This window comes from Salmonella sp. SAL00653, from assembly GCF_046552515.1.
GTDB classification, from domain to species: domain Bacteria; phylum Pseudomonadota; class Gammaproteobacteria; order Enterobacterales; family Enterobacteriaceae; genus Salmonella; species Salmonella enterica.
The window spans coordinates 19,938-42,598 of record NZ_JBGDTY010000015.1; the positions used below are offsets into that span (position 1 = coordinate 19,938).

Annotated in this window: 22 protein-coding genes and 1 tRNA gene; 11 read left to right on the forward strand and 12 right to left on the reverse strand. The window is 39.7% G+C overall.

Going from position 1 to position 22,661, the window contains the following annotated elements; translation table 11 throughout:
* Nucleotides 1-147: 147 nt before the first annotated feature.
* Complete coding sequence (locus ACLJRU_RS16855; RefSeq protein ID WP_000532939.1) at nucleotides 148-864, forward strand: YebC/PmpR family DNA-binding transcriptional regulator; 717 nt, start codon at nucleotides 148-150, stop codon at nucleotides 862-864.
* A gap of 477 nt (nucleotides 865-1,341) precedes the next feature.
* Here the strand turns inward: ACLJRU_RS16855 and ACLJRU_RS16860 are convergent, their stop codons facing one another.
* From ACLJRU_RS16860 to ACLJRU_RS16880, 5 genes are all read right to left on the reverse strand, one after another.
* Nucleotides 1,342-2,217 carry a phosphorothioated DNA-binding restriction endonuclease gene (locus tag ACLJRU_RS16860; RefSeq protein WP_000199873.1) on the reverse strand — a complete coding sequence of 292 codons (876 nt, stop codon included), beginning with the start codon at nucleotides 2,215-2,217 and terminating at the stop codon, nucleotides 1,342-1,344.
* A 657-nt stretch (nucleotides 2,218-2,874) separates the two neighbouring features.
* Nucleotides 2,875-3,897 (reverse strand): hypothetical protein, encoded by a 1,023-nt coding sequence (locus ACLJRU_RS16865; RefSeq protein ID WP_011264471.1) that lies wholly within the window; start codon nucleotides 3,895-3,897, stop codon nucleotides 2,875-2,877.
* On the reverse strand, nucleotides 3,884-4,525 hold the full coding sequence (locus ACLJRU_RS16870; protein WP_023235501.1) for a hypothetical protein: 642 nt from the start codon (nucleotides 4,523-4,525) through the stop codon (nucleotides 3,884-3,886). Before ACLJRU_RS16870 ends, ACLJRU_RS16865 begins: the two co-directional genes overlap by 14 nt.
* Nucleotides 4,518-6,605 (reverse strand): AAA family ATPase, encoded by a 2,088-nt coding sequence (locus ACLJRU_RS16875; RefSeq protein ID WP_223557566.1) that lies wholly within the window; start codon nucleotides 6,603-6,605, stop codon nucleotides 4,518-4,520. Before ACLJRU_RS16875 ends, ACLJRU_RS16870 begins: the two co-directional genes overlap by 8 nt.
* A 10-nt stretch (nucleotides 6,606-6,615) precedes the next feature.
* A complete protein-coding gene (locus tag ACLJRU_RS16880) occupies nucleotides 6,616-7,887 on the reverse strand; it encodes a DNA methyltransferase (protein WP_001541441.1) in 1,272 nt (423 codons plus the stop codon).
* Nucleotides 7,888-8,207: 320 nt separating this feature from the next.
* Here ACLJRU_RS16880 and ACLJRU_RS16885 point away from each other — a divergent pair, with 320 nt between their 5' ends.
* Entirely contained in the window at nucleotides 8,208-8,573 is a 366-nt protein-coding gene (locus ACLJRU_RS16885) for a hypothetical protein (RefSeq protein ID WP_000465699.1), read from the forward strand.
* A 99-nt stretch (nucleotides 8,574-8,672) separates the two neighbouring features.
* On the opposite strand, the gene ACLJRU_RS16890 is transcribed toward ACLJRU_RS16885, so the two are convergent.
* The gene (locus ACLJRU_RS16890; protein ID WP_000358702.1) at nucleotides 8,673-8,858 is read right to left on the reverse strand and encodes a hypothetical protein; all 186 of its coding nucleotides are present in this window, start codon (nucleotides 8,856-8,858) and stop codon (nucleotides 8,673-8,675) included.
* 245 nt (nucleotides 8,859-9,103) lie between these two features.
* Here ACLJRU_RS16890 and ACLJRU_RS16895 point away from each other — a divergent pair, with 245 nt between their 5' ends.
* From ACLJRU_RS16895 to ACLJRU_RS16905, 3 genes are all read left to right on the forward strand, one after another.
* Nucleotides 9,104-9,541: a hypothetical protein gene (locus ACLJRU_RS16895; protein WP_000239721.1), complete on the forward strand. Its 438-nt coding sequence runs from the start codon at nucleotides 9,104-9,106 to the stop codon at nucleotides 9,539-9,541.
* Nucleotides 9,510-10,778, forward strand: a complete 1,269-nt coding sequence (locus tag ACLJRU_RS16900; protein ID WP_001541440.1) for a relaxase/mobilization nuclease domain-containing protein — start codon at nucleotides 9,510-9,512, stop codon at nucleotides 10,776-10,778. The genes ACLJRU_RS16895 and ACLJRU_RS16900 overlap by 32 nt, the downstream gene beginning before the upstream one ends.
* 286 nt (nucleotides 10,779-11,064) lie before the next feature.
* Entirely contained in the window at nucleotides 11,065-11,736 is a 672-nt protein-coding gene (locus ACLJRU_RS16905) for a hypothetical protein (RefSeq protein ID WP_000097970.1), read from the forward strand.
* A 317-nt stretch (nucleotides 11,737-12,053) separates the two neighbouring features.
* On the opposite strand, the gene ACLJRU_RS16910 is transcribed toward ACLJRU_RS16905, so the two are convergent.
* Complete coding sequence (locus ACLJRU_RS16910; protein WP_001181684.1) at nucleotides 12,054-12,467, reverse strand: hypothetical protein; 414 nt, start codon at nucleotides 12,465-12,467, stop codon at nucleotides 12,054-12,056.
* A gap of 546 nt (nucleotides 12,468-13,013) precedes the next feature.
* Between ACLJRU_RS16910 and ACLJRU_RS16915 the strand changes: the two genes are divergently transcribed.
* Both ACLJRU_RS16915 and ACLJRU_RS16920 read left to right on the forward strand, forming a co-directional pair.
* Nucleotides 13,014-13,862: a replication initiation protein gene (locus ACLJRU_RS16915; protein ID WP_023235499.1), complete on the forward strand. Its 849-nt coding sequence runs from the start codon at nucleotides 13,014-13,016 to the stop codon at nucleotides 13,860-13,862.
* Entirely contained in the window at nucleotides 13,859-14,113 is a 255-nt protein-coding gene (locus tag ACLJRU_RS16920; RefSeq protein WP_000586154.1) for a hypothetical protein, read from the forward strand. Before ACLJRU_RS16915 ends, ACLJRU_RS16920 begins: the two co-directional genes overlap by 4 nt.
* A gap of 453 nt (nucleotides 14,114-14,566) precedes the next feature.
* Here ACLJRU_RS16920 and ACLJRU_RS16925 read toward each other — a convergent pair whose 3' ends face one another.
* From ACLJRU_RS16925 to ACLJRU_RS16940, 4 genes are all read right to left on the reverse strand, one after another.
* Nucleotides 14,567-14,770, reverse strand: coding sequence for a helix-turn-helix transcriptional regulator (locus ACLJRU_RS16925; protein WP_031606683.1), 204 nt, complete (start codon nucleotides 14,768-14,770; stop codon nucleotides 14,567-14,569).
* Between the two features lie 120 nt (nucleotides 14,771-14,890).
* A complete protein-coding gene (locus ACLJRU_RS16930; protein WP_023235497.1) occupies nucleotides 14,891-15,760 on the reverse strand; it encodes a DUF6387 family protein in 870 nt (289 codons plus the stop codon).
* 111 nt (nucleotides 15,761-15,871) lie between these two features.
* Entirely contained in the window at nucleotides 15,872-17,119 is a 1,248-nt protein-coding gene (locus ACLJRU_RS16935; RefSeq protein ID WP_023235496.1) for a tyrosine-type recombinase/integrase, read from the reverse strand.
* A 189-nt stretch (nucleotides 17,120-17,308) separates the two neighbouring features.
* A tRNA-Leu gene (locus ACLJRU_RS16940) sits at nucleotides 17,309-17,393 on the reverse strand.
* A 222-nt stretch (nucleotides 17,394-17,615) separates the two neighbouring features.
* On the opposite strand from ACLJRU_RS16940, the gene ACLJRU_RS16945 reads away from it, so the two are divergent.
* Nucleotides 17,616-18,635, forward strand: coding sequence for an NAD(P)-dependent alcohol dehydrogenase (locus tag ACLJRU_RS16945; RefSeq protein WP_000152565.1), 1,020 nt, complete (start codon nucleotides 17,616-17,618; stop codon nucleotides 18,633-18,635).
* A 27-nt stretch (nucleotides 18,636-18,662) separates the two neighbouring features.
* On the opposite strand, the gene idnK is transcribed toward ACLJRU_RS16945, so the two are convergent.
* A complete protein-coding gene (gene idnK / locus ACLJRU_RS16950) occupies nucleotides 18,663-19,193 on the reverse strand; it encodes a gluconokinase (RefSeq protein ID WP_000896756.1) in 531 nt (176 codons plus the stop codon).
* Nucleotides 19,194-19,409: 216 nt separating this feature from the next.
* Between idnK and idnD the strand changes: the two genes are divergently transcribed.
* The 3 genes from idnD (at nucleotide 19,410) to idnT (ending at nucleotide 22,611) form a co-directional block, all read left to right on the forward strand.
* A complete protein-coding gene (gene idnD / locus ACLJRU_RS16955; RefSeq protein WP_000453360.1) occupies nucleotides 19,410-20,441 on the forward strand; it encodes an L-idonate 5-dehydrogenase in 1,032 nt (343 codons plus the stop codon).
* Between the two features lie 24 nt (nucleotides 20,442-20,465).
* Entirely contained in the window at nucleotides 20,466-21,230 is a 765-nt protein-coding gene (gene idnO, locus ACLJRU_RS16960; protein WP_410957183.1) for a gluconate 5-dehydrogenase, read from the forward strand.
* 61 nt (nucleotides 21,231-21,291) lie between these two features.
* Nucleotides 21,292-22,611, forward strand: coding sequence for a gnt-II system L-idonate transporter (idnT, locus tag ACLJRU_RS16965; RefSeq protein WP_023235495.1), 1,320 nt, complete (start codon nucleotides 21,292-21,294; stop codon nucleotides 22,609-22,611).
* The last annotated feature ends 50 nt before the right edge of the window (nucleotides 22,612-22,661 follow it).

The following is a 22,661-nucleotide window of genomic DNA, read 5'->3' on the forward strand; positions in this document are numbered from 1 at the left end:
GTTAAAATCAAAGTAATCCCTCGTAAAAGCTGGATGTTTTTATTTCTCATAGACGAGAATTTATATATTATGATATAATACGGTAGAAAAATATGCAGGTTATTAACCTGCCATTAATGTAAATAATGTTTTGAGGAGATGTTTCCAGTGGGACGTAAATGGGCAAATATTGTTGCTAAAAAAACGGCTAAAGACGGTGCAACGTCTAAAGTATATGCAAAATTTGGTGTAGAAATCTATGCTGCGGCTAAACAAGGTGAACCAGACCCGGAATCAAACTCAGCTTTAAAATTCGTTATTGAACGTGCGAAACAGGCACAGGTTCCAAAACATGTTATTGATAAAGCCATTGATAAAGCCAAAGGTGGCGGAGATGAAACGTTCGTGCAAGGGCGTTATGAAGGCTTTGGACCAAATGGTTCAATGGTTATCGCTGAAACGTTGACGTCTAATGTTAACCGTACGATTGCTAATATCCGCACAATTTTTAATAAAAAAGGCGGGAATATCGGAGCGGCAGGTGCTGTCAGCTATATGTTTGACAATACTGGAGTGATTGTATTTAAAGGAACAGACCCTGACCATATTTTTGAAATTTTGCTTGATGCTGAAGTTGATGTTCGTGATGTAACCGAAGAAGAAGGAAACATCGTTATTTATACTGAAGCTACAGACCTGCACAAAGGAATTGCAGCGCTAAAAGCAGCTGGAATTACTGAATTTTCAACAACAGAATTAGAAATGATTGCTCAATCAGAAGTTGAACTTTCACCAGAAGATTTAGAAATCTTTGAAGGACTTGTTGATGCCCTTGAAGATGATGATGATGTGCAAAAAGTATATCATAACGTTGCAAACCTCTAATTATAAATTAAACAAATCTGTCTCTATGGCAGATTTGTTTAATTTATAAAGCTGTTATAAAAAAGTCTATTTAGCCAGATATAGGTTTTTAAATTTATGTGTCTTATCACGACCTGATCTGACACATAGCCTTGAAAGATTGAGAGTTACCGGTTTTGATATGGTGTTGAATCCTCATATAAAACATGAGGTAATTTTCATGCTTCATACGACGAATCCCGTCAGCAAGCTAAGCAAAAGCCAGCAATATCGGGCTACTTACAATCTCCCTGTGCTCTTTAAGGCGCCGCGCCTTATAAATTCCGCTTGCGCTCATGATGGCTCATCTGGCGCTCTACGCGTCGATTGACCACAGGTGTGACTCCACCAGCGCGCTACAGACCATAGTGCGAGAACCGTGGCCGATTACTTTGATGCCTTTGATATGATTCTGTTTTTAGCAGATAACGTATACCCCACTCAAAATACTCCCCCAGATCAATGCCCTCCTCTGAACACCTCTTTCCTATGCCATTCCACAAACCGCTCACCCGGATAATTTTCTTTAACCGGGGGCAACGCGATCTCTTTCCCCGCAAAATCCCAGAACAACCGCTGTACCACTCCGCCACCATTCACCGCGTCGGAAACCACTACGCGCATATTTTCATCCAGGCCAATCGAACCACGATCGAACGCTTTATGATGGATTGCGCACAACGCCAGGCCATTAGGTACTTCACAAGGACCATGATGCTGCTTCCATCTGATATGGGCTGCTTCAAGGGCTATAGGGGCGTTGTCGTGGCGCATATTGAAGCCGCAGACCGCACACTGATAATTGTAAGCTCGTAGCACCGCCTGGCGGAATTTCGGATCGCGTTGCCTGAGAGAGGTGCGAATATCAAAACCCATCTCGTCAGCGATGTCTTCCTGAATACTGGTCGGAAAATGCGCCTCAAGGATCTGCTGCGCCAGCGCGTCGATTAGCTTACGTTTTTTTGTTACCAGCGCGAAATTGTCGACATCAAACCCACCAGCAACATTATATTCAATGAGTTCACGTTTAGGTGGCTGGCGGCTACCGCTGGTTGAGCAGAATTCCGTGTTTTGCAATTCCCAGAAACCATCGCCCTTCAAACGCCAGAACGGCATATCCGGGCGCTGCTCACGGCGCTGTGGCCCATGGCGCTCCAGCAAATCCAGCAATTGCTCATGAATTTCAGAACCATAATCAAACAGACGATCGTGACCCTGCCGATAGTGCGAGAGGACATATAACAGCAATAACGGCTTATGCGGCGCTCGCTGTTCGCCTTTGCGCCAAATAGTAATATTTGATATCGCTTGCTTTAGGGTTTTGTCAGAGGTCATTACATTGAAGAATTCATGAGCACATAGTTGCGATGATGCTCGCAACTATATGTACATTCAAGACATTATTGCAGACATACTTTTTGTCTATCGGCTCTGTCCTGACGGTTAGCATGCTGATAACAACGGAAAAAACACAGCGCTCAACCGAGAAAGGTAGGTAACTTCTGGATTTTAGACATAAAAAAGATCTCAGTTGAGGTCCATTTACATGCTCCTGGTGCGAAGGCCGGACTCGAACATCGCAACTATCCTTATGATCTTAAGAGATTAAAATTTACCAAAGAGGGTATGATACCATCATTGATACCATCAGATCCGATTGATACATATCGGTTTGATTATAATCAGTTGGCAGCATTTATGCTTATGAAAAGTATATACATTTTTAATAAAAAAAGAAGACTATTCGTTAAAAAAACGATTTATAAGCATTCAGTATATAACTATTGATGGGCAAGATAGACATACTAAAGTAGTAATTCAAGCCCACACAAAACATATGATAGTAAAATAGAACAGGCTTTACAATGGGATGTAAAGCTTGTTCTACTTTCTAACATACCTTCAATGAATTGTATATGAACTACCGTATCAAACTAAACAGCTTGATTTTCAATTTCCTCATCACGAGCCAGGTCTGTCTTATTGTACATTCTATATGTTTATGTATTTCACATCATATTTTCCAGCGACTAATGGGATAACAGCAAACTCACTATTCTTTTCACGCCCATCAAATGAAAAAAGATATTTAGATTTGGCATCCATATCTAAAGCATAGTCTCTTGCTTGTAAGACTCCCTTATATAACCAGCGTCGGTTGTAGTTATCGCTTTTTTCATGCCTCAATACTTTTAGCTCAATAATGCATGGACCTTGATCTACACCCATCGCATTCGAATGAATAAAGATGTCAATCCTTCCACTGTTCACATTAGGCTCAGCAGCTACATTTTCCTTACCTAACTTATTTTGCAAGCTATCTCCCAATCTTGCGGAAATACGTGTCTCAGCTTTTGCTATAAGTTTAAATTCAGTTTGCTTATCCCAGATCATCATAGTGGAACTGGGATATTTAAGTTCTTTTTGATAAAAATCGTCAGTGTGCTTTTCAAGCTCAGCACAATTGTAAGTAATTTGTTTAGCATTTAGATCATAGATATCTGCATCAGCATCAGCGTTTTTTGCGTCCGGGAAAGCACTAAGCATGGAACAATCATGAGCGTATTGACAATAACTAATATTGACAGGACTTAAGCTTAATATTTTTTCAATCTCTGCCGAAAAAATATTATGCATTTCTATTTCGTCTGTGCTGGAATCACAACCTACATCCAATATTCTAACCTTAGATAATCGCACATCTAATGAAAGAATTACTTTGCCTTTTATCCCTATATTCATTGATGAAAAAAATCTATCAACTCCCCTCCCCAAATGCTCTACATCTCTTTTTATTTCGTTAGGGATAAGAATAAACAAACAATCGCCGGTTAATTTGTCATTAACAAACCGCATCCTTTTTCTAAGAAAGGCTTTAACATTTGCAGCAAAATTATAGGGGTCAGAAATAGCTCCTGACGGTAAACTATTACAAGAATCAGGTATGCTGTTTTGAGTCAAAGCTACACCTTCAGGATTCATCATTTCATTAAATTTATTTTTATCTATCTTCATGATAATTCTCCTCTTGCACATGGAGGGTATTAGTTAAATATGAAATGTAGCGATGAATACCTTCTCTTGGTGTTTGCAAGCGACTTGTAGGAAATAATTTTGAAACAGCATATCTTGTGTAATTATTATCAGGAATTGAAATATCAACGCCCTGGCCATCCTCTACTGCTTTATAGTGTATCTCGTAGCTATTTATATTTAATATTTCTTCGTGATGAAGCAGAGATAAAGCTCCAAAAAACTCTCGCAGAAAGAAAGAATAGTTTTCTAAAATTGACTGTTCATTTATTTTATCTGTAATAGATAAGCCATACTTCGTTATCCGATAATTACCTTTTAACCAAAATCCATATTCATCCTGAATCACAGAGATATCAGTAGCCTCAATAACTCTTTGTGCAACGAGAATACCAATATCATATTGGGCTTGCGGAAAATATGGTCCACGACGATGTTTTAGCGTGTATTCATTAGGCATTTTTACCTTAGACAATGGGGATAACACATTTGCTAAATAAATGAATCTATGCAACATCTCCATAGAAATGGGATATAGAGCACATCTTTCAGCCGCCTCAAAAAAAAGCGTCAACCATCCTAATGAGGCCAAGCGAGTCTGTTTATTCATTTATTTTGCCTCCTTCAGGATATACAGCTTTATTATACATATCAAAATACTCATCTCTGTGAGTTTTCAACGAAAGATTTGGTGCAGATAACTCCAACAGGTTTATTATGTGATTAGCACGCTGGTTAGGTGGAATAACTCCAACTTCTACCTTATCCTCTTCAACACCAGCCCTATCTAGTATCAAGTCTATATCAGTTTTATCAAAGATTTTTGGTGAATTTATAGAACCTAACAGCGTTGGTATCATTTCGCTTTTATTTAGATTGGTACTGGCGATAAATACATTTCGTTGACCTTGGGCATATGAAAACTCACGAAAGAGTCTACCTGCATTATGCATAAATAAGCTATCTAAGCTAGCCTCTGGCGTCTCCATTACAATCATAGCAGGAGAATTATTTTTATTAGTAATGATATCAATTAATGATAATCTAAACGCTAAATCAATAAACTCTTTTTGTGATTCTGAAACGGAATTAGCATCGTCCCGCCGCGACGGTTCTCTATCAAAAACGCCTGATGTCATTAATACTTTGAAGGAAGGAAATTCTATTGAAGGAATACCTTGACCTATTTTTCTGGGTTGTTTCTCACATTTAATAAAAACTTTTTCTGCCAAAAGGTTTTTGCTGTAATATGAAAATTTAACCTCTAATAATTTCATCTTATCTTGTAATGAAGAATTATTACTCTCAAGAATCTTAACATATTCATTATGTGAATCAATTCTAATACGATCTTCCTGACGCAGCTCAATTTCTCGATATGCAACTATACGTCGTAACTCTTGTAATTCAAATTCATCTGGAGGTAGATCGCTTTCTATTTTCCTGACTTGTTTTTGAGTCGACTTTAAATCTATTAAAGTCTCGCCAAGTAGAGTTTCAGTTTTATAAAGCTCATTCTTAAATTTTTCAAGCAAAACATCTTGAGAAGCATAAGATTTTTCAAGGATCTCAATTTTTCTATATAGGACCTGTAGATCTTTATTTAATACATCAAGATCAATAGTATTGACATTTTGTTGCTCTAATGGTGAGTTGCATATAGGACATTGATGAAGTACTTTGAATTTTTCCTCGAAATATTCACTTGAAGCACTCTTATTACCACACGCTAAGCAACCATTTCCAGAACTTAAATTTCTTAATACATATTCTATAGCAGAGTCTTGTGTCGGGAGAAAATGTTCATAAATAAGATGTTGTTTATAATCTACAGCATATTTTAATTCATCTAATTCGCGGGAGATTGTTGCTCGCGCCAATTTAGCTTCATCAATATTGTTTATTTGTTGTTGCTGCGTTTCAAGCGTTGATGCTAATTTTTCTTCTAAGGCTGCTAATTTGGCCTTTTCAATCAGAAACTGCGCTTTTGCTCCCTCGACTTCCTGATTGCTTTGTTCTGCTATTCTGTCTTTTATAGTTTTAAGTGAGGCATGAATATTACGATATTTACTATCAGCTTTCTGTGCGCGATCATAATGAGCAACTGCTGCTTTCGATGATTCAGCATCATAGAATAAAATTCGAAGCATTTCGAATTGTGCTCTTTCATCCCAAATAAGTTCAGTTCGGTCTTCAAGAAAGAAAATGAGATATTTAACAATTGAATAGAAATCTACATAATCAGCGGTTCCAGATATATCGACTACGACTTTTTCATACTCATCTTGTGAAGAAGGTAAAATGACATCATTTAATTTCAATGAAATCACTTCTAAATTCGACAATTTCCTTGTGATTTCTAAATATTCATCCCCAAAAGAAATTTTACAAGCAATAGTTGCATTTAAGGCCCCATCTTTAACCCTCGAACGAAAATAGTTGCTATTCCGCCAACCCGTAAGGGTGTGGCCAGCGCTTCCTAAAAGTGCAGTATCGTTTTTGGGAACATCTTTAGGACCAACTAATACACGGTAAAGCGCATTTAGCAATGTTGTTTTGCCAAGTCCATTAACACCAATGATCAAATGAACTCCGCCATGAATAATATGGGATATTCCAGAATTAGTGTCATTTTGATAAACTTGATAATTATTAATATCCACAGAACGAATTACTGGAAGTTTGATCATTGTCATTCCCTTAAATATCTTTACCTAAGTATATTGCTGTTTCGCTCAGACTTTTTGACCACCCTTGCTGAGCACTGGCTTTCATTATCCTAATTTCTTGAGTCTCTCTAACTGTAAATCCGATTTTTTTAGCAAGTTCACATGTTATTTTTACAGTATCAATTTTCACATCTACATATTTGCTATCGCCAATAACGACAACAGCCATTCCGTTATTATTGAGCAATCGCATTGAGTTTTCTAAGATAACATTTAAATCATAGAAATAGTTATTTACCATTGAAGGAATGTTTTTATTCCAAAGCAGTTTAACTTTAGCATCTAATTTTTCTAATGTTGATGACAAAGTTAAAGAATCAGGCATTGGTGATGCATCCATTTTTATTTGGACATGGGAACGTAATGTATTTGAGCGTAATAGCTTATTATCACTTGCGCTATTTAGATAACCTAATGCCCAAAGCTCAACATTATAAATATCAGTGTAATCAAAACTATTAGGATAGGGTGGCGAGAAAACTATTAAATCTTGTTTACAATCCAAGCTACTAAGTACACTTCGGGAATCCCCGTTGAAGAAATCATAAGTTCCAGACTTTATATTGGAATATCGAACTATATCAAAAATAGCTTCTTCAACCTTTAGTCTGAAAGCTTCATCGAATGCACTTTTCGTGAATGAAAGAATCTCCCAGTTTTTTCTATACCGGCGTCCTTTACCATTAATTATAACATTACTAAATGGAATCATAATGCTACCAAGTAGCACTCTGAATAATCTTGAATTTTTTAAATCATCAAGTTTCTTTATAATTTCTCTATATTGAGCAATCCTGAATATAATTTCACGATTAAAAATCCATCGTTCAACGTCTTTGTCTTCAAATAAAGTTTTTGGGGCATTTGAAAACATTGTCTCTAACGATGGATTTTCTAACCCTACATTTTTAGAAACAAAGACCCAATCTGAAATTAATTTTTGAGTGTTATATTCAGTTAATTTACTTTCTATTAAATCGGCTAGAAAAGGATTAACTTCTATTGTCGTTGGATTTATTCCCATTAATTGAGATGTAAGTGCTGTCGTTCCAGATCCACCAAAAGGATCAAGTATCTTATCAACTTTGATGAGGGACTTCTGTATAGTATCATGTACGAATTTTGGGGAAAACGCTTCCTTAAATTTAAACCATCTTTGAAAAGGAACATTAGAAACACCTTGAGCAGTGCTTAATGGCACAGACAAATCTTGTTGTTTTAATAAACTCTCTATACCATTCATATGTCCGCACACCCAAATTTCAGCAATTCAATTAATCTATTAGTAGTTATTGCATTATAAACAAACGCAAAAAAAGTGCAATCTTTTTTGTTATTCAATAACTTAACCGCATGTTTGAGTTGAAGGCTCCATGTATAGATTCTTCCCCCCAACCCAACAAAAAGCATATAAGAAACTGAATTTACTAAACTTTTATTTTAAAAAATATAATCCTATTTGCTTCGGCATACAACATCGCTTTACCTGAACACCTAAACGCCTTTGGAAAACTTAAATCGAGAGAAAATCCAGTTTTCAGATCACAAAAAGGAAAAATATTTATGTTTTTTTTAAAGACTCTCATAAAATATTTGAAATCATCGCAAAATGAGGTATTGGCAATGCTAGCAAGATATATTGTTATTGCAATCTATGGTCTGGATACATTTTTTGGAAAAGACGTAATTTTTTTAGTTTTTGATAAAAAGAACAATAGCGTTTATAATTATTTTGAAAGCGATAGTGAAGCTTTCGAATGTTGCCATGAACTTAATAACAAAGATCTTCATTGCCATATTCTTATTGAAGCAAAGGCGACATATAATAACAATGATATTAATATAAACTCTCCCTATATCAAGGAAAATGACAACATTATTATTGTGATTTCTGAATACCTGAAGATAATTATTGAAAAAATGATATAGTTAATGATCTATTATCAAGAAAAACTCAATTAAAATCACAGATTAAATAACTTCAACTATCTCATAATAATTATCACTCTCATCAGCAACAAAGAAGAATTATATTAACTCATCCTTTGTTGCTTCTAATTTATTCAAACCAACATATACATATATTTGCTCATGACCACCTAAGTGCTTAACCCTGACAAGCATTTTACTCTCAAGACCTCCTTTGTTCTCATCAGCGAAATCATTGATATTCACTATACTACCAATCGTAAACCATGTTAATTTCTTATCCATTGCCAATCCTCTTTTATATATTTAAATTTATTTAATACATATCTCTCTTTTTATTATTTTGTAAACAAGCAAGGGCTAACTCTACGAAGCGCTACGCTGCTTCTTCGAGTTCTCCCTTGTTTTTTTCGCCTTACAGTTGAAAAAAATTAAAATCAAAAAAAAGCATATATTGACATTATCCATTTATAACATATAAATAAATATTAATGAATGTTTTTTACTTATTTAAATTGATAGGAGTTCGTATGGTCAAAAAATATAACTTTATCAAGACCACCTTTAGTAAGCGTTCCCATTATAGAAGCGGTAGCGAAACGAAGCTTCCACAGAAGCAACTTCGTTCTCATTGTGTGAGTGTCAGGCTTAATAATGAAGAGCTAACGCTTCTAAATGATAAACGTGGCAGCCATCGCAAAGGGGAATGGCTTCGTTTATCTTTTCTTAATGCGCTTCCTGGTGTTGTTCCAGCTATTAATATAGAAGCATGGAGATCTTTAGCTGACCTTTCACAGAAACTAAATAAAATTGTTGCCCACCTTGATAACAAAAGTACCGGAAGCCACCTGACAAAAACGGAACTATTTGCAGTGAAGCGACAAATTACCGATCTTCGCTTACATCTCATCACCGCCGACTTGTGGGGAGACTCCGATGAAGGGAATGCAAAAGATCCGCAGAGGTAAGAATTTTATCGGGATCGTCCTCTATACGTTAAAACCAGATTCTCATCATAGGGTAGCTCCTGTCGTGATCGGGGGAAATATGGATGGATGTGCAGCGAAAGATCTGATCACTGAATTCAATCTAACAAAAACGCTTCGCCCTGATGTGGATAAACCTGTTTGGCACAATTCGCTTCGTTTACCAAAGGACGAAGTGCTAACCGATGCTCAGTGGTCCGCTATAGCTGATGACTATATGAAGCGCATCGGCTTCTCGGAAACGCATCTCAGATGCTACGTGTTGCATGACGATGCAGTCGGTCAACACATCCACATTATCGCCAGCCGCATAGACCGTAATACAGGCAAACTCTATCTCGGAAAAAATGAAAACCTGATTAGTACACGCATTATCCAACAGCTTGAACACGACTATTCGCTACTAAGAACTAAAGGCCCTAAAACAAAAACCTCTTCAGCATTGCCCTGCCCTAAACTAAAACGAAAAAAAACACGAAATGAAGCGATGCAAGAGAAAAGGACAGGTGAACAATGCCCAAAAACCATCATCCAGAACGCTTTAGAGACGTTAGTTTCTAAAAGAGTATCGACCACTGAGTTTGTCCAACAGCTTTTTGAACGAAATATTAATGCATTACCCAATATCACATCTACAGGTAAAATGAATGGTTTCTCATTCGAATACGCCGGGATTGCTTTCAAAGCTTCGCAATTAGCTAAGTGTTATTCATGGTCGACCTTGCAGGGTAAACTCGATTATAGACCGGAACGCGATAACGGCTTTCTGTTTGACCTAAAAGCAACTATCACTAAAGCGAATGCAAACGAAATCTTAAAGGAAACCGTTAAAAACTCCTTCGAAGCATTTATTATTGATAGGCATGCAGGTAAAGACGAAAGTGCTGTCGCTTATGTAGAAGAGAAGTGTTCCTCGGAAGCTTTAGCAGGGAGTAATAAAGCGATAACAACTAAAGCCGTAAAAGAGATGCCTAATCAAAGCTACGAGGTCTCAGCATTCAGATGGATGGAAACCATACCTTACCTTGATACGATTTATCGTCTGCTGAAACAACTTAAAATCCCAATTCTTAAACGCCCCGCAAAGCACCAAGTCATCACTGAAGCGATGAAGATAGAAATCCATCCCATCAATCCCAAAAACACTCTTAAGGCGCCTTTACTTGACAGCAATTTAGTGCCACCAAGGCAACATTACCACCTTACATGTAGATTTTAGTAAGCAACATAACTCGCTAAATTGATCGCTTATACCGATCGATATGGATCTGTTGATAGATACAACCTATCATTATATGTTAATCGATCGGTACAAGTGATTTGCGTTTCCTGTAAACCCAGTCAAAATGTTAGTTCACACTGTAATGCTAACATTATGATTTAACTAGCCTATATCCTTTTCCTTAATTCACCGGTTCTGGAAATGGCAGTTACTATTCCATCTTTAGACCTAAACGATTTCATACATCATCAAATCTGATTTCATCTTAAACATAGGAATTTGTATGAGCAGCCCCATCACGAAACACTGCAATGAAGAAGTTAGCATTGACCCGTTAAGTCGCCGAGAAACGAAAGCTGAGATGACAACACCCAAATTCGAGTTGTTCGGCGAAACCTACATGTTCGTTGAGACCTTTTCTGCAACTGTCATTAGTCCCCTCCCAATCACTGACCAGGTTTGGGTTAAAACCGATACTGGGGATGAGACACAGATTCCAGCCTTTGGTATCGCATTTAGAAAATCTCACAAAATGTGTAAATACGAGCTTCGCCAGTATAGAGTTGATGGTTCATTTAGTGTCTTCAAAGATGCTCTCATTGTTAATGCAACCACTGGTGAATACGAAGTCAACTTAGATAGAAAGACAGTTATTATCCCGGCGTTTCTCACCGTACTTTTCCCTAACACTTCGATGGCATTTTATTTTAGGGCGATGCCTGTTCCTAATTTTTTTTCGACCATATTTATCTTGCTTTGTTGCACTGCAGTTGTTTCATTTTTTGTGTTGCCATGGGGTTTTAAATCTGGATATGTTTTTGATGAACACAAATATATGTGGCTAACCTATTTCGCTTCACGAATTGGAAGCTTTACCTGCATTAAATGGATAAAGAGAAGAAGCCAAAAGTTTGATAACGCACTCAGAAGAATTATTAAGTCATTAAAATTTTAAAATTAAAATCTTGAACGGTAAAATCACGAATAAAATATGTTATCATCCTTAACAAATCTTACAGCCTGAGCCCTTCTGGCAGCAAAGATAAATGTTTATACAATAAGCATAACGGCCAGTTCCAGACAAAGATATACATCCCTGCCATCGGTACTCCGTGAAAACAACGAAACAATCACGATTATGTTTAAAGGAGATAAAGTTGATTTCTACATTGCTTGTGCTGAAGCAAGCTATGTAAGTTTTGGCATTTTTCATGTAGGCATCTGATAATAAAGTGAAAGCCTTAAATTTAAATCACGGAAGTTTTTATATTGTTATAAACCATATTTTTTCCTTTTATTCTTTACTGATAAATCCCTTTTCAATGTATAAGATTTGTACTTCTTCTTTTCCTGCACATAAATTTTTTCTGTCTGACTACCATTATCGACAATGAAATTAATAAGTAATGAACACGTTCTTCTCATTCTTACTTTATCAATTAAATTATTATCTAACTCATTAATATAATTGTAGTATGAAAATAATAGAAATGTTAAAACAACATCTTTATTTGAGAATGTCAGCCTTTCAATTTCTTGCTGGTACTTAATATAATACCCAGCACAAAACACATACGACCTCTCGATCAATTGTTGTTCAGAAACTCCTGATTCGATAATTTTATCGACAAACTTATCGAGCAGTATCAAATATCTCTCCATAATATTAAATTTTGTATTCTGCATAATGCCACCATTAAATTTAACTATATCAATTTAAATACTTACATATACTTTATTTAAATTGTCAACTAATAAACCATATCAACAAAATAAAATCTACCACAGATATTAATTAGAAAAAACTTAACTTATACATTCTATATCTCCTATAGTTAAAAATATTGTTGTTATAAATTTAAAACATCTTCTTTGTATATAAAGAAAGTTGAAGTTTAACAATACAAAATTTGACAAGGTCAGATTATTGAATTAATAATTAAATTAAAGGACCTGCAATCAATATTTAGTTTTTACCAGATAAAAAGCAATCATATTACAGTATGCAACTATGATTTATGAGTCGCACTTAAAAAAGCTATCATCATTTATATTTTTATTGAAGCACTTCCCTTTTGTTATTATAACCCTACAAGAAACACCTAATATCTGATATGGCTTTTAGACACTTGACAAACTTTTAAAATCACTTATTAAATAATTATAAAAATAACACGTATCTCCTTTTTAGAAAAATACAATAAAATGGAGAACACAATAAGGAGATCAGAAATGTTAAATAACGAAAATATATATAATGTAGAAAAATACAAACTGCAAATTCAAAAATATGCTTTATGCTGTGATGATTTTAGAGATGGGGTATACAGAGCCCCTAAAGACAAAGCCCTTCTAAAGAAATATATTTGTTTTAATAACAAATCTTTTATTAACGGTTTGGTTTTTGATGTAGATCACAAATATGGAGCGGTCGCATGGGACTTAGTTGGTTTACCAATACCAAATACGATCATACAAAACATAAAAAATGGCCATGCTCATTTACTTTATGCTTTAAAAAGTCCGGTATTAAAAACAGACATGGCAAGAGATAAGCCTTTAAAGTTGGCCGCTATTGTCCAGAGTGGATTTACAGAAAGGTTAGATGCAGACAGAGCTTATGCTGATGTTTTAATGAAAAACCCTCTCAACATGCATGAATGGAGAACGACATGGACAAATACTTCAGCATATGATTTACAATACCTCTTAGATTTTATCCCAGACAAGATAAGAATTTCGAGTAAAAAGAAAAGTGTTATACATGGGCTGGGCCGCAACGTTAACTTGTTCGAAGATTTGAGAATTATTGCTTATAAAGAAGTATTAAGTTTTAAAAAGAGTAAAAACTATCGTTGTTTTTTTTATGATATGCTATCAAAAGCGACTTTACTTAATAATCATAGCAACCCTCAAAATCCATTATCTCATGAAGAGACAAAACAAATTTGTAGCAGTATTTGTAAATGGACATGGCGTAATTTTTCAATTCAGAGATTTTCGACAATACAATCAATAAGAGCAAAGAAAACAAGAAAAACGCAAAAAAAATTAGAAATAGCATTGGAGACGTTATTATGATAATTAATGGGAAATTAATTAAAGCAAAAGACTTAGCTAAGGCTGCAGGTGTATCTCGTTCAACAGTGATTAAATATTACGGCATTAGCCGTGAGAATTACGAAAGGGTAGCAACTGAAAGAAGGAAGCTTGCTTTTGAACTAAGAGCATCAGGTTTAAAATGGAAAGAAGTTGCTGAAAAAATGAACACGACAAAATATAGCGCAATTGCATATTATAGACGATATTTAGCATTAGAGAAAAACAAATAAAGCATATCATTTCTGATGTACAGCATACCAATATAATCTTTTATATCAAATATATAAGGAATAGACCATTTTGTTTTGAATCAAAAATCAGCATATGTTCATCAACAATTTAATACCTGAATGCAAACGACTAAATATTCATAAGTAAAATCTAATGAAAACGGATTGCTCACTCTTATACATTACGGTGATCACCAAATTTAATATGTTAAGGAAATTGACATTTAAAGAAAGAACCACAATAACCATTCTTAAAATAAGAAAGGTATTCTCTAATTAATTAGTTAATATTTCGAATAACTATGCATAATTGCTTCTAAATCGACCCTCTTTTATTACCCTATTGTCTAAAATGGCTTCAACCTCATAAATTATATTAATAACCATAATCGTCTCTTAATTAACATCAATCCTCAACTCTAACAATTTGTGTTCATATTTTTTATTTATTTCCTAAGAAACTTTATTTCTCGAAGAATTAATCGTTTCATGAATCCATTTATCTACTTCGCTTTCTACAAAGGCTACTGCACGAAGACCAATTTTTACTGGTTGAGGAAAACATCCCTTGCTGATAAGCCTATAGATCCACGCTTTACCAAATCCAGTTTTCTTCATGACTTCTGGTAAACGGATGAGACGAGCTTGATTTTCCATATGTATGTCCTCTGTTGTTTCTACAGGGATAGAATACAAATGAATTTCAAATGGATGAAGCGAGATTACGAACACCAGAGCCATCCTTGGCTCGAAACTATGAGTCTATGGAGATTCATATCACTCAGAGTCTGAGAGTTTCATAACATCCGAAACCCTCATTTCTTTAACATGCTGATTTTTATTGATAAAAAAATTAAACTGCCTAAGAAAATCAGTTTCTACAGTTTTCATTGCGAAAGGGCGATCCGCATCCCTAATATGATATCCTTGGCGAATTGCCTTATCATCGTCTTCATCCGTGTATAGCAATCGGGATAGTCTATCGTCTGACAGAAGTACTTTTTTTCTTTCTGACCATGCAAGCAAATCAAGCATGGGGATTATTCGATAGCTAATTAATTTTTTTATTGCCCCATAACCAAACCTGACTGCATCAAGTGGTGCAGGTTTAACGCCCTTTACTTTTCGCCATTGCGGTAATGATACTCGCAGGGCTTCTGCTATCTCATCATCGCTTCCACCCGCAAGATCGATTTCTAACATAATGGTAGTAGGAAATTGTTCAGGAATTATTTCGGATATGTATTCATTCTCAATAGTGGAATCAATTTTATATTGTTCTGTATTTGCTCTTATGAATAAAGCCTTTCTCATGCAAGCAAAACTGATATTTGCTATTCGATCAACAGTAGTAATAAAAAAGTATGGGGGTTGATATGATTTATTTTCGGAATCCATATAATTTAAGTGCTTCTCTTTGATAAGAAAAGGATCACCATCCAATATCTGCATATAGTTTTTCAATACCGTTTTCTGCATTCCTTCTTCTATTACTGGTTTGAAGAAATATGTTCTCGCCCATATTTCATGGTAAAGCATATTAATAGAAATGTTTTCAAACTCGCGATATTTGTCTAAATCAAACCACGTTTTCACTGCTTTAGTGTCTTCTGATGTCCAACTATTCATTTTTACCCAAGATTTCATTAATGCCACTCCGTTGTAAAAAGTCTTACTTCGTAATAGCACATAAATCGCAAATAAAAAAATGGCGTTTCAATTGGTTATTGAATACGCCATTATATTTATAAAAATCAGTTATTTATCAAAATCAAAAGGTGCAATTCTTCTCTTAGTTGTTTCATCAAGATAATCAGCCCACCACTGCAACATAAGCTTTCTCTCATCGAGGTGTTCTGCTTTATGAATGTAGGCAGCACGAACGGAGTTTCGCTCTTGGTGGCTCATCTGCCGTTCAACAGCATCCCTTGACCATTTTCCTGATTCGATTAAGGCACTACAAGCCATCGCCCTGAACCCATGCCCACATACCTCAACGGTTGTGTCATACCCCATCGACCTTAGTGCCTTGTTCACTGTGTTCTCGCTCATAGGTTTTCTGAAATCATGATCGCCAATGAATACAAGGTCGCATTCCCCACTGATTTCTCTGATGGCTTTTAGAAGTTCTAAAGCCTGACGACTTAACGGCACGAGGTGTGGAGTCTTCATTTTTGAGCCTCGATGGGAATGTTTGACCCCTGGTAATGGCTCGCGTTCTCCTGGGATAGTCCACATCGCATTTACAAAGTCGATCTCCGACCATCTTGCGAATCGGAGTTCACTGGAACGGATAAAAATGAGCAATGTCAGCTTCACAGCTAATTTAGTAAGTTTCCTACCTTTAAAACTCTCGATGCGCTCTAAAAGCTCTGAGAACCTATCAAATGGTAATGCTGGCCTGTGGGTTCGTTTCGCAACAGCAATTGCTCCAGACATCTCTTGTGCTGGATTATAATCAATTAAGCCATTCTGGACGGCATATCGCATTATTACTGTGGTTCGTTGTTGCAGACGTGCAGCTACTTCTAGTCGTCCAGAAGCCGCAACAGTTTTGACTGGATCGAGAAGATCCTTAGTTTTAAGCTCGGCTATTTTTCTCTGTCCTATGGAAGAGAAAAGGTTGTCTTCAAGGCTCTTTAAAACCCTTTCACTATGGGAATCTGACCATTTCCTTTTACAGGCAGTATGCCAGTCTCTCGCAACAGCTTCGAATGTCAGGGCTTCGCTTTGCTCAATCTTATCTGCTTTTTTCTTCTCAGAAGGGTCGATACCATCAGATACCAACTTTTTGGCTTCATCTCGCTTCCTGCGGGCTTCACCAAGAGAGACCATTGGATAAACACCCAATGCTAAAACTTTCTGCTTGCCCCCGAAACGGTATTGGAGTCGCCAGTATTTTGAACCATTGGGGTTGATCAGCAGGTGCATACCCTGCCCATCTGTAAGTTTGAAGGGTTTGTCGGAAGGCTTAGTAGTCCTAACTTTGATATCGGTAAGGGCCATCAGTTGATACCTCCAGTGCTGGTACCAAAATCAATCGAACTGGGAATACCATCAGTTATACCATCATCAGTTGGTATATGTTCAAGGAATTGAGTAGACGTTGAGAGACTAAGAAAAGCTAGAAACCTGCTTAACTTACTGTTTTTATGGACTAAAGTAGACGTTAGTAGACTTGAAAAAAGCTTTGTATGGTGCCGAAGGCCGGACTCGAACCGGCACGTATTTCTACGGTTGATTTTGAATCAACTGCGTCTACCGATTTCGCCACTTCGGCACTGAAGAGGTATGCGGAAAACGTTGTGGATTATACCTGTCATACGCCGCCATGCAAGCACGAGCGTACACCTGTTTCGCTAAGTGCTGAAAATTTCAGCAGCATTGAGTATTAAATAGAATAATCAGGCTACTTCCCGCCTTCTCCAGCAGATTAACGCCGGGCGTCCCTTGCCTCCATGCTCTACACTTTTCAGTTCAACACCACATTAAGGGAAACACAATGACGATAATAAAAAGCTATGCCGCCAAAGAGGCGGGCGGCGAGCTCGAACTCTATGAATATGATGCGGGAGAACTCCAACCGGAAGATGTCGAGGTACGGGTCGACTACTGCGGGATCTGCCATTCCGATCTGTCGATGATCGACAATGAATGGGGGTTCTCTCAATACCCTCTGGTTGCCGGACATGAGGTCATCGGTCGGGTGGCCGCACTCGGCAGCGCGGCACAGGATAAGGGGCTAAAAGTCGGCCAGCGCGTTGGAATCGGCTGGACGGCGCGCAGCTGCGGACACTGCGATGCCTGTATCAGCGGCAATCAAATTAACTGCCAGGAAGGCGCAGTGCCCACTATCCTCAATCGTGGCGGTTTTGCCGAGAAGCTTCGCGCGGGCTGGCAGTGGGTAATTCCTCTTCCGGAGAATATAGATACGGCGTCCGCAGGCCCGCTGTTATGTGGCGGCATTACGGTCTTTAAACCGCTATTGATGCACCATATTACTGCTACCAGCCGCGTTGGCGTCATCGGTATCGGCGGGCTGGGGCATATCGCCATAAAGCTGTTACACGCAATGGGCTGCGAAGTCACCGCGTTCAGCTCAAATCCATCGAAAGAGCAGGAAGTGCTGGCGATGGGGGCCAATAACGTGGTGAACAGCCGCGATCCGGAAGCGTTAAAAGCACTGGCGGGCCAGTTCGATCTCATTATTAACACGGTCAACGTCGATCTCGACTGGCAGCCCTACTTCGAAGCGCTGACGTATGGCGGTAACTTCCATACCGTTGGGGCCGTATTGAAGCCGCTGCCCGTACCGGCGTTTACATTAATTGCCGGCGATCGCAGTATCTCAGGCTCGGCAACCGGAACGCCATATGAACTTCGCAAACTGATGAAATTCGCCGGACGCAGTAAAGTCGCGCCCACCACGGAACTGTTCGCAATGTCACAAATCAACGAGGCTATCCAGCACGTCCGCGACGGCAAAGCCCGCTATCGTGTAGTGCTAAAAGCTGACTTCTGACCGCCTGACTCAGCGCTTTGATAATGATCAGGAAGCGCTGAGTGCCTGACGAAAAGCCTGTACAGCCAGTCGGCACTGCTCCGTCACGTGCTCGATGTCATGATTAACATCGATACGCGCAATATCATGTTCATCGGCACACGGTCGCTCCAGCGCGTCAAACTGACTTTGCAGCAGGTCTGGCGGCATAAAATGCCCGGCACGACGCTGCATTCGCTGCAGAATGGTAGCGTAATCGCCGTCGAGCCACAGGAAATGTACGTTAGGGCTACTCTTACGTAAAATATCGCGGTACTGTTTTTTTAATGACGAGCAGACAATAAATCCCGTCTCATTTTTTTTATAAAGACTGTATGAAGCGTCATTTAATCGTTCCAGCCAAGGTAAGCGGTCTTCATCAGTTAACGGTATTCCCTGAGACATTTTATCAATGTTTTTCGCCGGATGGAGATCATCGCCGTCAATAAACTTCGCAGAAAATAATGTTGCAATTTTGCTGCCTATTAAAGACTTACCACTACCTGAAACACCCATTAAAATATAGCTTTCCCCGGCCATTTAAATACCTCTGAGTCATATTCCACTCCACAATATTACGCCTCTACGTTCGACAATTTCACGTTTTTTAATTTCCATAGAGAAGAACTCTAAGGCACATCACGTTATGCGTAACATTGTAGTGTAACAATTTTCCAGCGTGACATAAGTCACAAATAATGACAAATAAAACCGCTTAAATGCGTTCAGGGTAACTACCTGACCAGTGAGGAATTTATGGAAGTAAAAACTCAATCCTGCGTTGTTGCGGGTAAGCGTGCTGTTGCCGTTACGGAACAAAATATTGAATGGAATAATAAAGGAACACTCGTACAAATTACCCGTGGCGGCATTTGTGGGTCTGACTTACATTATTATCAGGAAGGCAAAGTCGGCAATTTTACAGTAAAAGCGCCAATGATTTTAGGGCATGAAGTGATTGGCAAAATCGTTCGTAGCGACTCAGATTTATTACGAGAAGGACAACCGGTAGCGATTAATCCATCGAAGCCTTGCGGTCATTGCAAATACTGTCTGCAGCATGAAGAAAACCACTGTATTGAAATGCGCTTCTTTGGCAGCGCCATGTATTTTCCGCATGTCGATGGCGGTTTTACCCGATTTAAAGCTGTCGATACCGCTCAGTGCATTCCCTGGCCGGAACAGGCGGACGAAAAAGCCATGGCCTTTGCCGAACCGCTGGCGGTTGCCATTCATGCGGCTCATGAGGCGGGCGATCTGCAGGGCAAACGCGTCTTTATCTCCGGCGTTGGTCCTATCGGCTGCCTGATTGTTAGCGCGGTAAAAACGCTGGGCGCGGCGGAAGTGGTATGTGCCGATATCAGTACCCGTTCTCTCTCGCTGGCCCGGCAGATGGGCGCGGATACGCTGGTGAACCCACAGCATGATTCTCTTGATGGCTGGAAAGCAGAAAAAGGGTATTTCGATATCAGTTTTGAAGTCTCTGGGCATCCTTCCTCAATCTCAACGTGTCTGGAAGTCACACGGGCAAAAGGCGTGATGGTGCAGGTTGGCATGGGCGGCGCAGTTCCCAACTTCCCGATGATGATGGTAATAAGCAAAGAGATCTCCCTGAAAGGCTCTTTCCGCTTTACTACCGAATTTAATACTGCGGTTTCCTGGCTTGCCAACCGCGTTATCAATCCGCTGCCGTTACTAAGCGCGGAATATCCATTTACCGACCTGGAAGCAGCGCTGATCTTTGCCGGAGACAAAACACAGGCGGCAAAAGTTCAGCTCGTTTTCTGAGAAAGTAAAATAAGGGACACTATCATGAACGATCTTTTTTCACTGGTAAGTAAAAATATCCTTATCACCGGAGCCGCTCAGGGAATTGGTTATTTGCTGGCGACCGGTCTTGGTCGCTATGGCGCGCGCATTATTGTTAACGATATTACCCCGGAGCGCGCCGAAACAGCCGTGACGAAACTTCAGCAGGAAGGAATAAAGGCTATTGCCGCTCCTTTTAATGTCACCCATAAACAGGACATTGAAGCTGCGGTTGGACATATCGAAAAAGATATCGGCGCCATTGACGTCCTGATAAATAACGCCGGTATCCAGCGCCGTCATCCGTTTACTGAGTTTCCCGAGCAGGAGTGGAATGATGTCATCGCCGTAAATCAGACCGCGGTTTTTCTCGTCTCTCAGGCCGTTACGCGCCGTATGGTGGCGCGGCAGGCAGGAAAAGTGATCAACATCTGTTCGATGCAAAGCGAGCTGGGCCGCGACACGATTACGCCATACGCCGCGTCGAAGGGTGCCGTGAAGATGCTGACTCGCGGCATGTGCGTGGAGCTGGCGCGTCATAATATCCAGGTCAACGGTATTGCGCCGGGGTACTTCAAAACGGAGATGACCAAAGCGCTGGTTGAAGATGAAGCCTTCACCTCCTGGCTATGCAAACGTACGCCTGCCGCACGCTGGGGCGATCCCCAGGTGCTTATTGGCGCAGCGGTGTTTCTCTCGTCAAAAGCCTCCGACTTTGTTAACGGACATCTGCTGTTTGTCGATGGCGGTATGCTGGTTGCCGTCTGACCAGGGAAATACGACGCAGCGCGTAAGCGCTGCTATTTTGGCGCTAATAAGAGAGACGAATATGCCATTAATAATTATTGCGGCAGGCGTTGCGCTGCTGTTGGTTTTAATGATTGGCTTTAAAGTTAACGGCTTTATCGCCCTTGTTCTGGTTGCCGCCGTGGTGGGATTTGCCGAAGGGATGGGCGCGCAAGACGTCCTGCACTCCATACAAAACGGAATTGGCGGTACTCTGGGCGGACTCGCCATGATCCTCGGTTTTGGCGCGATGCTGGGAAGATTAATTTCCGATACCGGCGCCGCGCAGCGCATTGCGACGACGCTCATTAATACGTTCGGCAAAAAACGCGTGCAATGGGCGCTGGTGATCACCGGGCTTATCGTCGGCCTGGCAATGTTTTTTGAAGTCGGATTCGTACTGCTGTTGCCGCTCGTTTTTACGATTGTGGCCTCATCGGGACTGCCCTTGCTGTATGTCGGGGTTCCAATGGTCGCCGCCTTATCCGTTACGCACTGCTTCCTGCCGCCGCATCCCGGCCCTACCGCTATTGCGACAATTTTTGAGGAAAATCTCGGTACGACCCTGCTGTATGGGTTAATCATTACCATACCGACCGTGATTGTTGCCGGCCCTCTGTTTTCAAAATTGCTGGCGCGCTTTGAGAAAGCGCCGCCTGAAGGATTATTTAATCCTCACCTATTCAGTGAAGAGGAGATGCCGTCATTCTGGAACAGTATTTTTGCCGCCGTGATCCCGGTCATTCTGATGGCCATCGCAGCGGTATGTGAAATCACGCTGCCAAAAACGAATGCCGTGCGGGTTTTCTTCGAATTTATTGGTAATCCAGCAGTGGCGTTGTTTATTGCCATTATCATCGCCATTTTTACGCTGGGCCGACGCAATGGACGTACGGTTGAGCAGGTGATGGATATCGTCGGCGAGTCCATTGGCGCTATTGCGATGATTGTTTTTATCATCGCGGGCGGCGGCGCGTTTAAGCAAGTGCTGGTGGATAGCGGCGTGGGCCAATATATCTCGCAATTAATGACCGGCACCTCGCTATCTCCGTTATTAATGTGCTGGACGGTAGCCGCCGTGCTGCGTATTGCGTTAGGTTCCGCGACCGTGGCCGTGATAACCACAGCGGGCGTCGTATTGCCGATTATTAACGTAACCCACGCCGATCCGGCGTTAATGGTACTGGCGACAGGCGCAGGAAGCGTTATTGCATCACATGTTAACGATCCCGGTTTTTGGCTGTTTAAAGGGTATTTTAATCTTAGCGTCGGGGAAACCCTACGCACCTGGACCGTTATGGAAACATTGATTTCTGTCATGGGGTTGCTGGGCGTACTGGCGCTGAATGCGGTTCTGCATTAATTCATCATCCGCAGCCCAATTAACCATGGGGGCGACGTTCCCGCCCCCGG

Excerpts from the sequence above, each read along its gene's own strand:
- ACLJRU_RS16930 (WP_023235497.1), bottom strand. The coding sequence starts at position 15,760 with ATGAAATCTTGGGTAAAAATGAATAGTTGGACATCAGAAGACACTAAA.
- ACLJRU_RS16880 (WP_001541441.1), bottom strand. The coding sequence starts at position 7,887 with ATGAATGGTATAGAGAGTTTATTAAAACAACAAGATTTGTCTGTGCCA.
- idnO (WP_410957183.1), top strand. The coding sequence starts at position 20,466 with ATGAACGATCTTTTTTCACTGGTAAGTAAAAATATCCTTATCACCGGA.
- ACLJRU_RS16910 (WP_001181684.1), bottom strand. The coding sequence starts at position 12,467 with ATGCAGAATACAAAATTTAATATTATGGAGAGATATTTGATACTGCTC.
- ACLJRU_RS16920 (WP_000586154.1), top strand. The coding sequence starts at position 13,859 with ATGATAATTAATGGGAAATTAATTAAAGCAAAAGACTTAGCTAAGGCT.
- ACLJRU_RS16865 (WP_011264471.1), bottom strand. The coding sequence starts at position 3,897 with ATGAAGATAGATAAAAATAAATTTAATGAAATGATGAATCCTGAAGGT.
- idnK (WP_000896756.1), bottom strand. The coding sequence starts at position 19,193 with ATGGCCGGGGAAAGCTATATTTTAATGGGTGTTTCAGGTAGTGGTAAG.
- ACLJRU_RS16860 (WP_000199873.1), bottom strand. The coding sequence starts at position 2,217 with ATGACCTCTGACAAAACCCTAAAGCAAGCGATATCAAATATTACTATT.
- idnD (WP_000453360.1), top strand. The coding sequence starts at position 19,410 with ATGGAAGTAAAAACTCAATCCTGCGTTGTTGCGGGTAAGCGTGCTGTT.
- ACLJRU_RS16925 (WP_031606683.1), bottom strand. The coding sequence starts at position 14,770 with ATGGAAAATCAAGCTCGTCTCATCCGTTTACCAGAAGTCATGAAGAAA.
- ACLJRU_RS16900 (WP_001541440.1), top strand. The coding sequence starts at position 9,510 with ATGAAGGGAATGCAAAAGATCCGCAGAGGTAAGAATTTTATCGGGATC.
- ACLJRU_RS16895 (WP_000239721.1), top strand. The coding sequence starts at position 9,104 with ATGGTCAAAAAATATAACTTTATCAAGACCACCTTTAGTAAGCGTTCC.
- ACLJRU_RS16945 (WP_000152565.1), top strand. The coding sequence starts at position 17,616 with ATGACGATAATAAAAAGCTATGCCGCCAAAGAGGCGGGCGGCGAGCTC.
- idnT (WP_023235495.1), top strand. The coding sequence starts at position 21,292 with ATGCCATTAATAATTATTGCGGCAGGCGTTGCGCTGCTGTTGGTTTTA.
- ACLJRU_RS16885 (WP_000465699.1), top strand. The coding sequence starts at position 8,208 with ATGTTTTTTTTAAAGACTCTCATAAAATATTTGAAATCATCGCAAAAT.
- ACLJRU_RS16890 (WP_000358702.1), bottom strand. The coding sequence starts at position 8,858 with ATGGATAAGAAATTAACATGGTTTACGATTGGTAGTATAGTGAATATC.
- ACLJRU_RS16870 (WP_023235501.1), bottom strand. The coding sequence starts at position 4,525 with ATGAATAAACAGACTCGCTTGGCCTCATTAGGATGGTTGACGCTTTTT.
- ACLJRU_RS16935 (WP_023235496.1), bottom strand. The coding sequence starts at position 17,119 with ATGGCCCTTACCGATATCAAAGTTAGGACTACTAAGCCTTCCGACAAA.
- ACLJRU_RS16875 (WP_223557566.1), bottom strand. The coding sequence starts at position 6,605 with ATGATCAAACTTCCAGTAATTCGTTCTGTGGATATTAATAATTATCAA.
- ACLJRU_RS16905 (WP_000097970.1), top strand. The coding sequence starts at position 11,065 with ATGAGCAGCCCCATCACGAAACACTGCAATGAAGAAGTTAGCATTGAC.
- ACLJRU_RS16915 (WP_023235499.1), top strand. The coding sequence starts at position 13,014 with ATGTTAAATAACGAAAATATATATAATGTAGAAAAATACAAACTGCAA.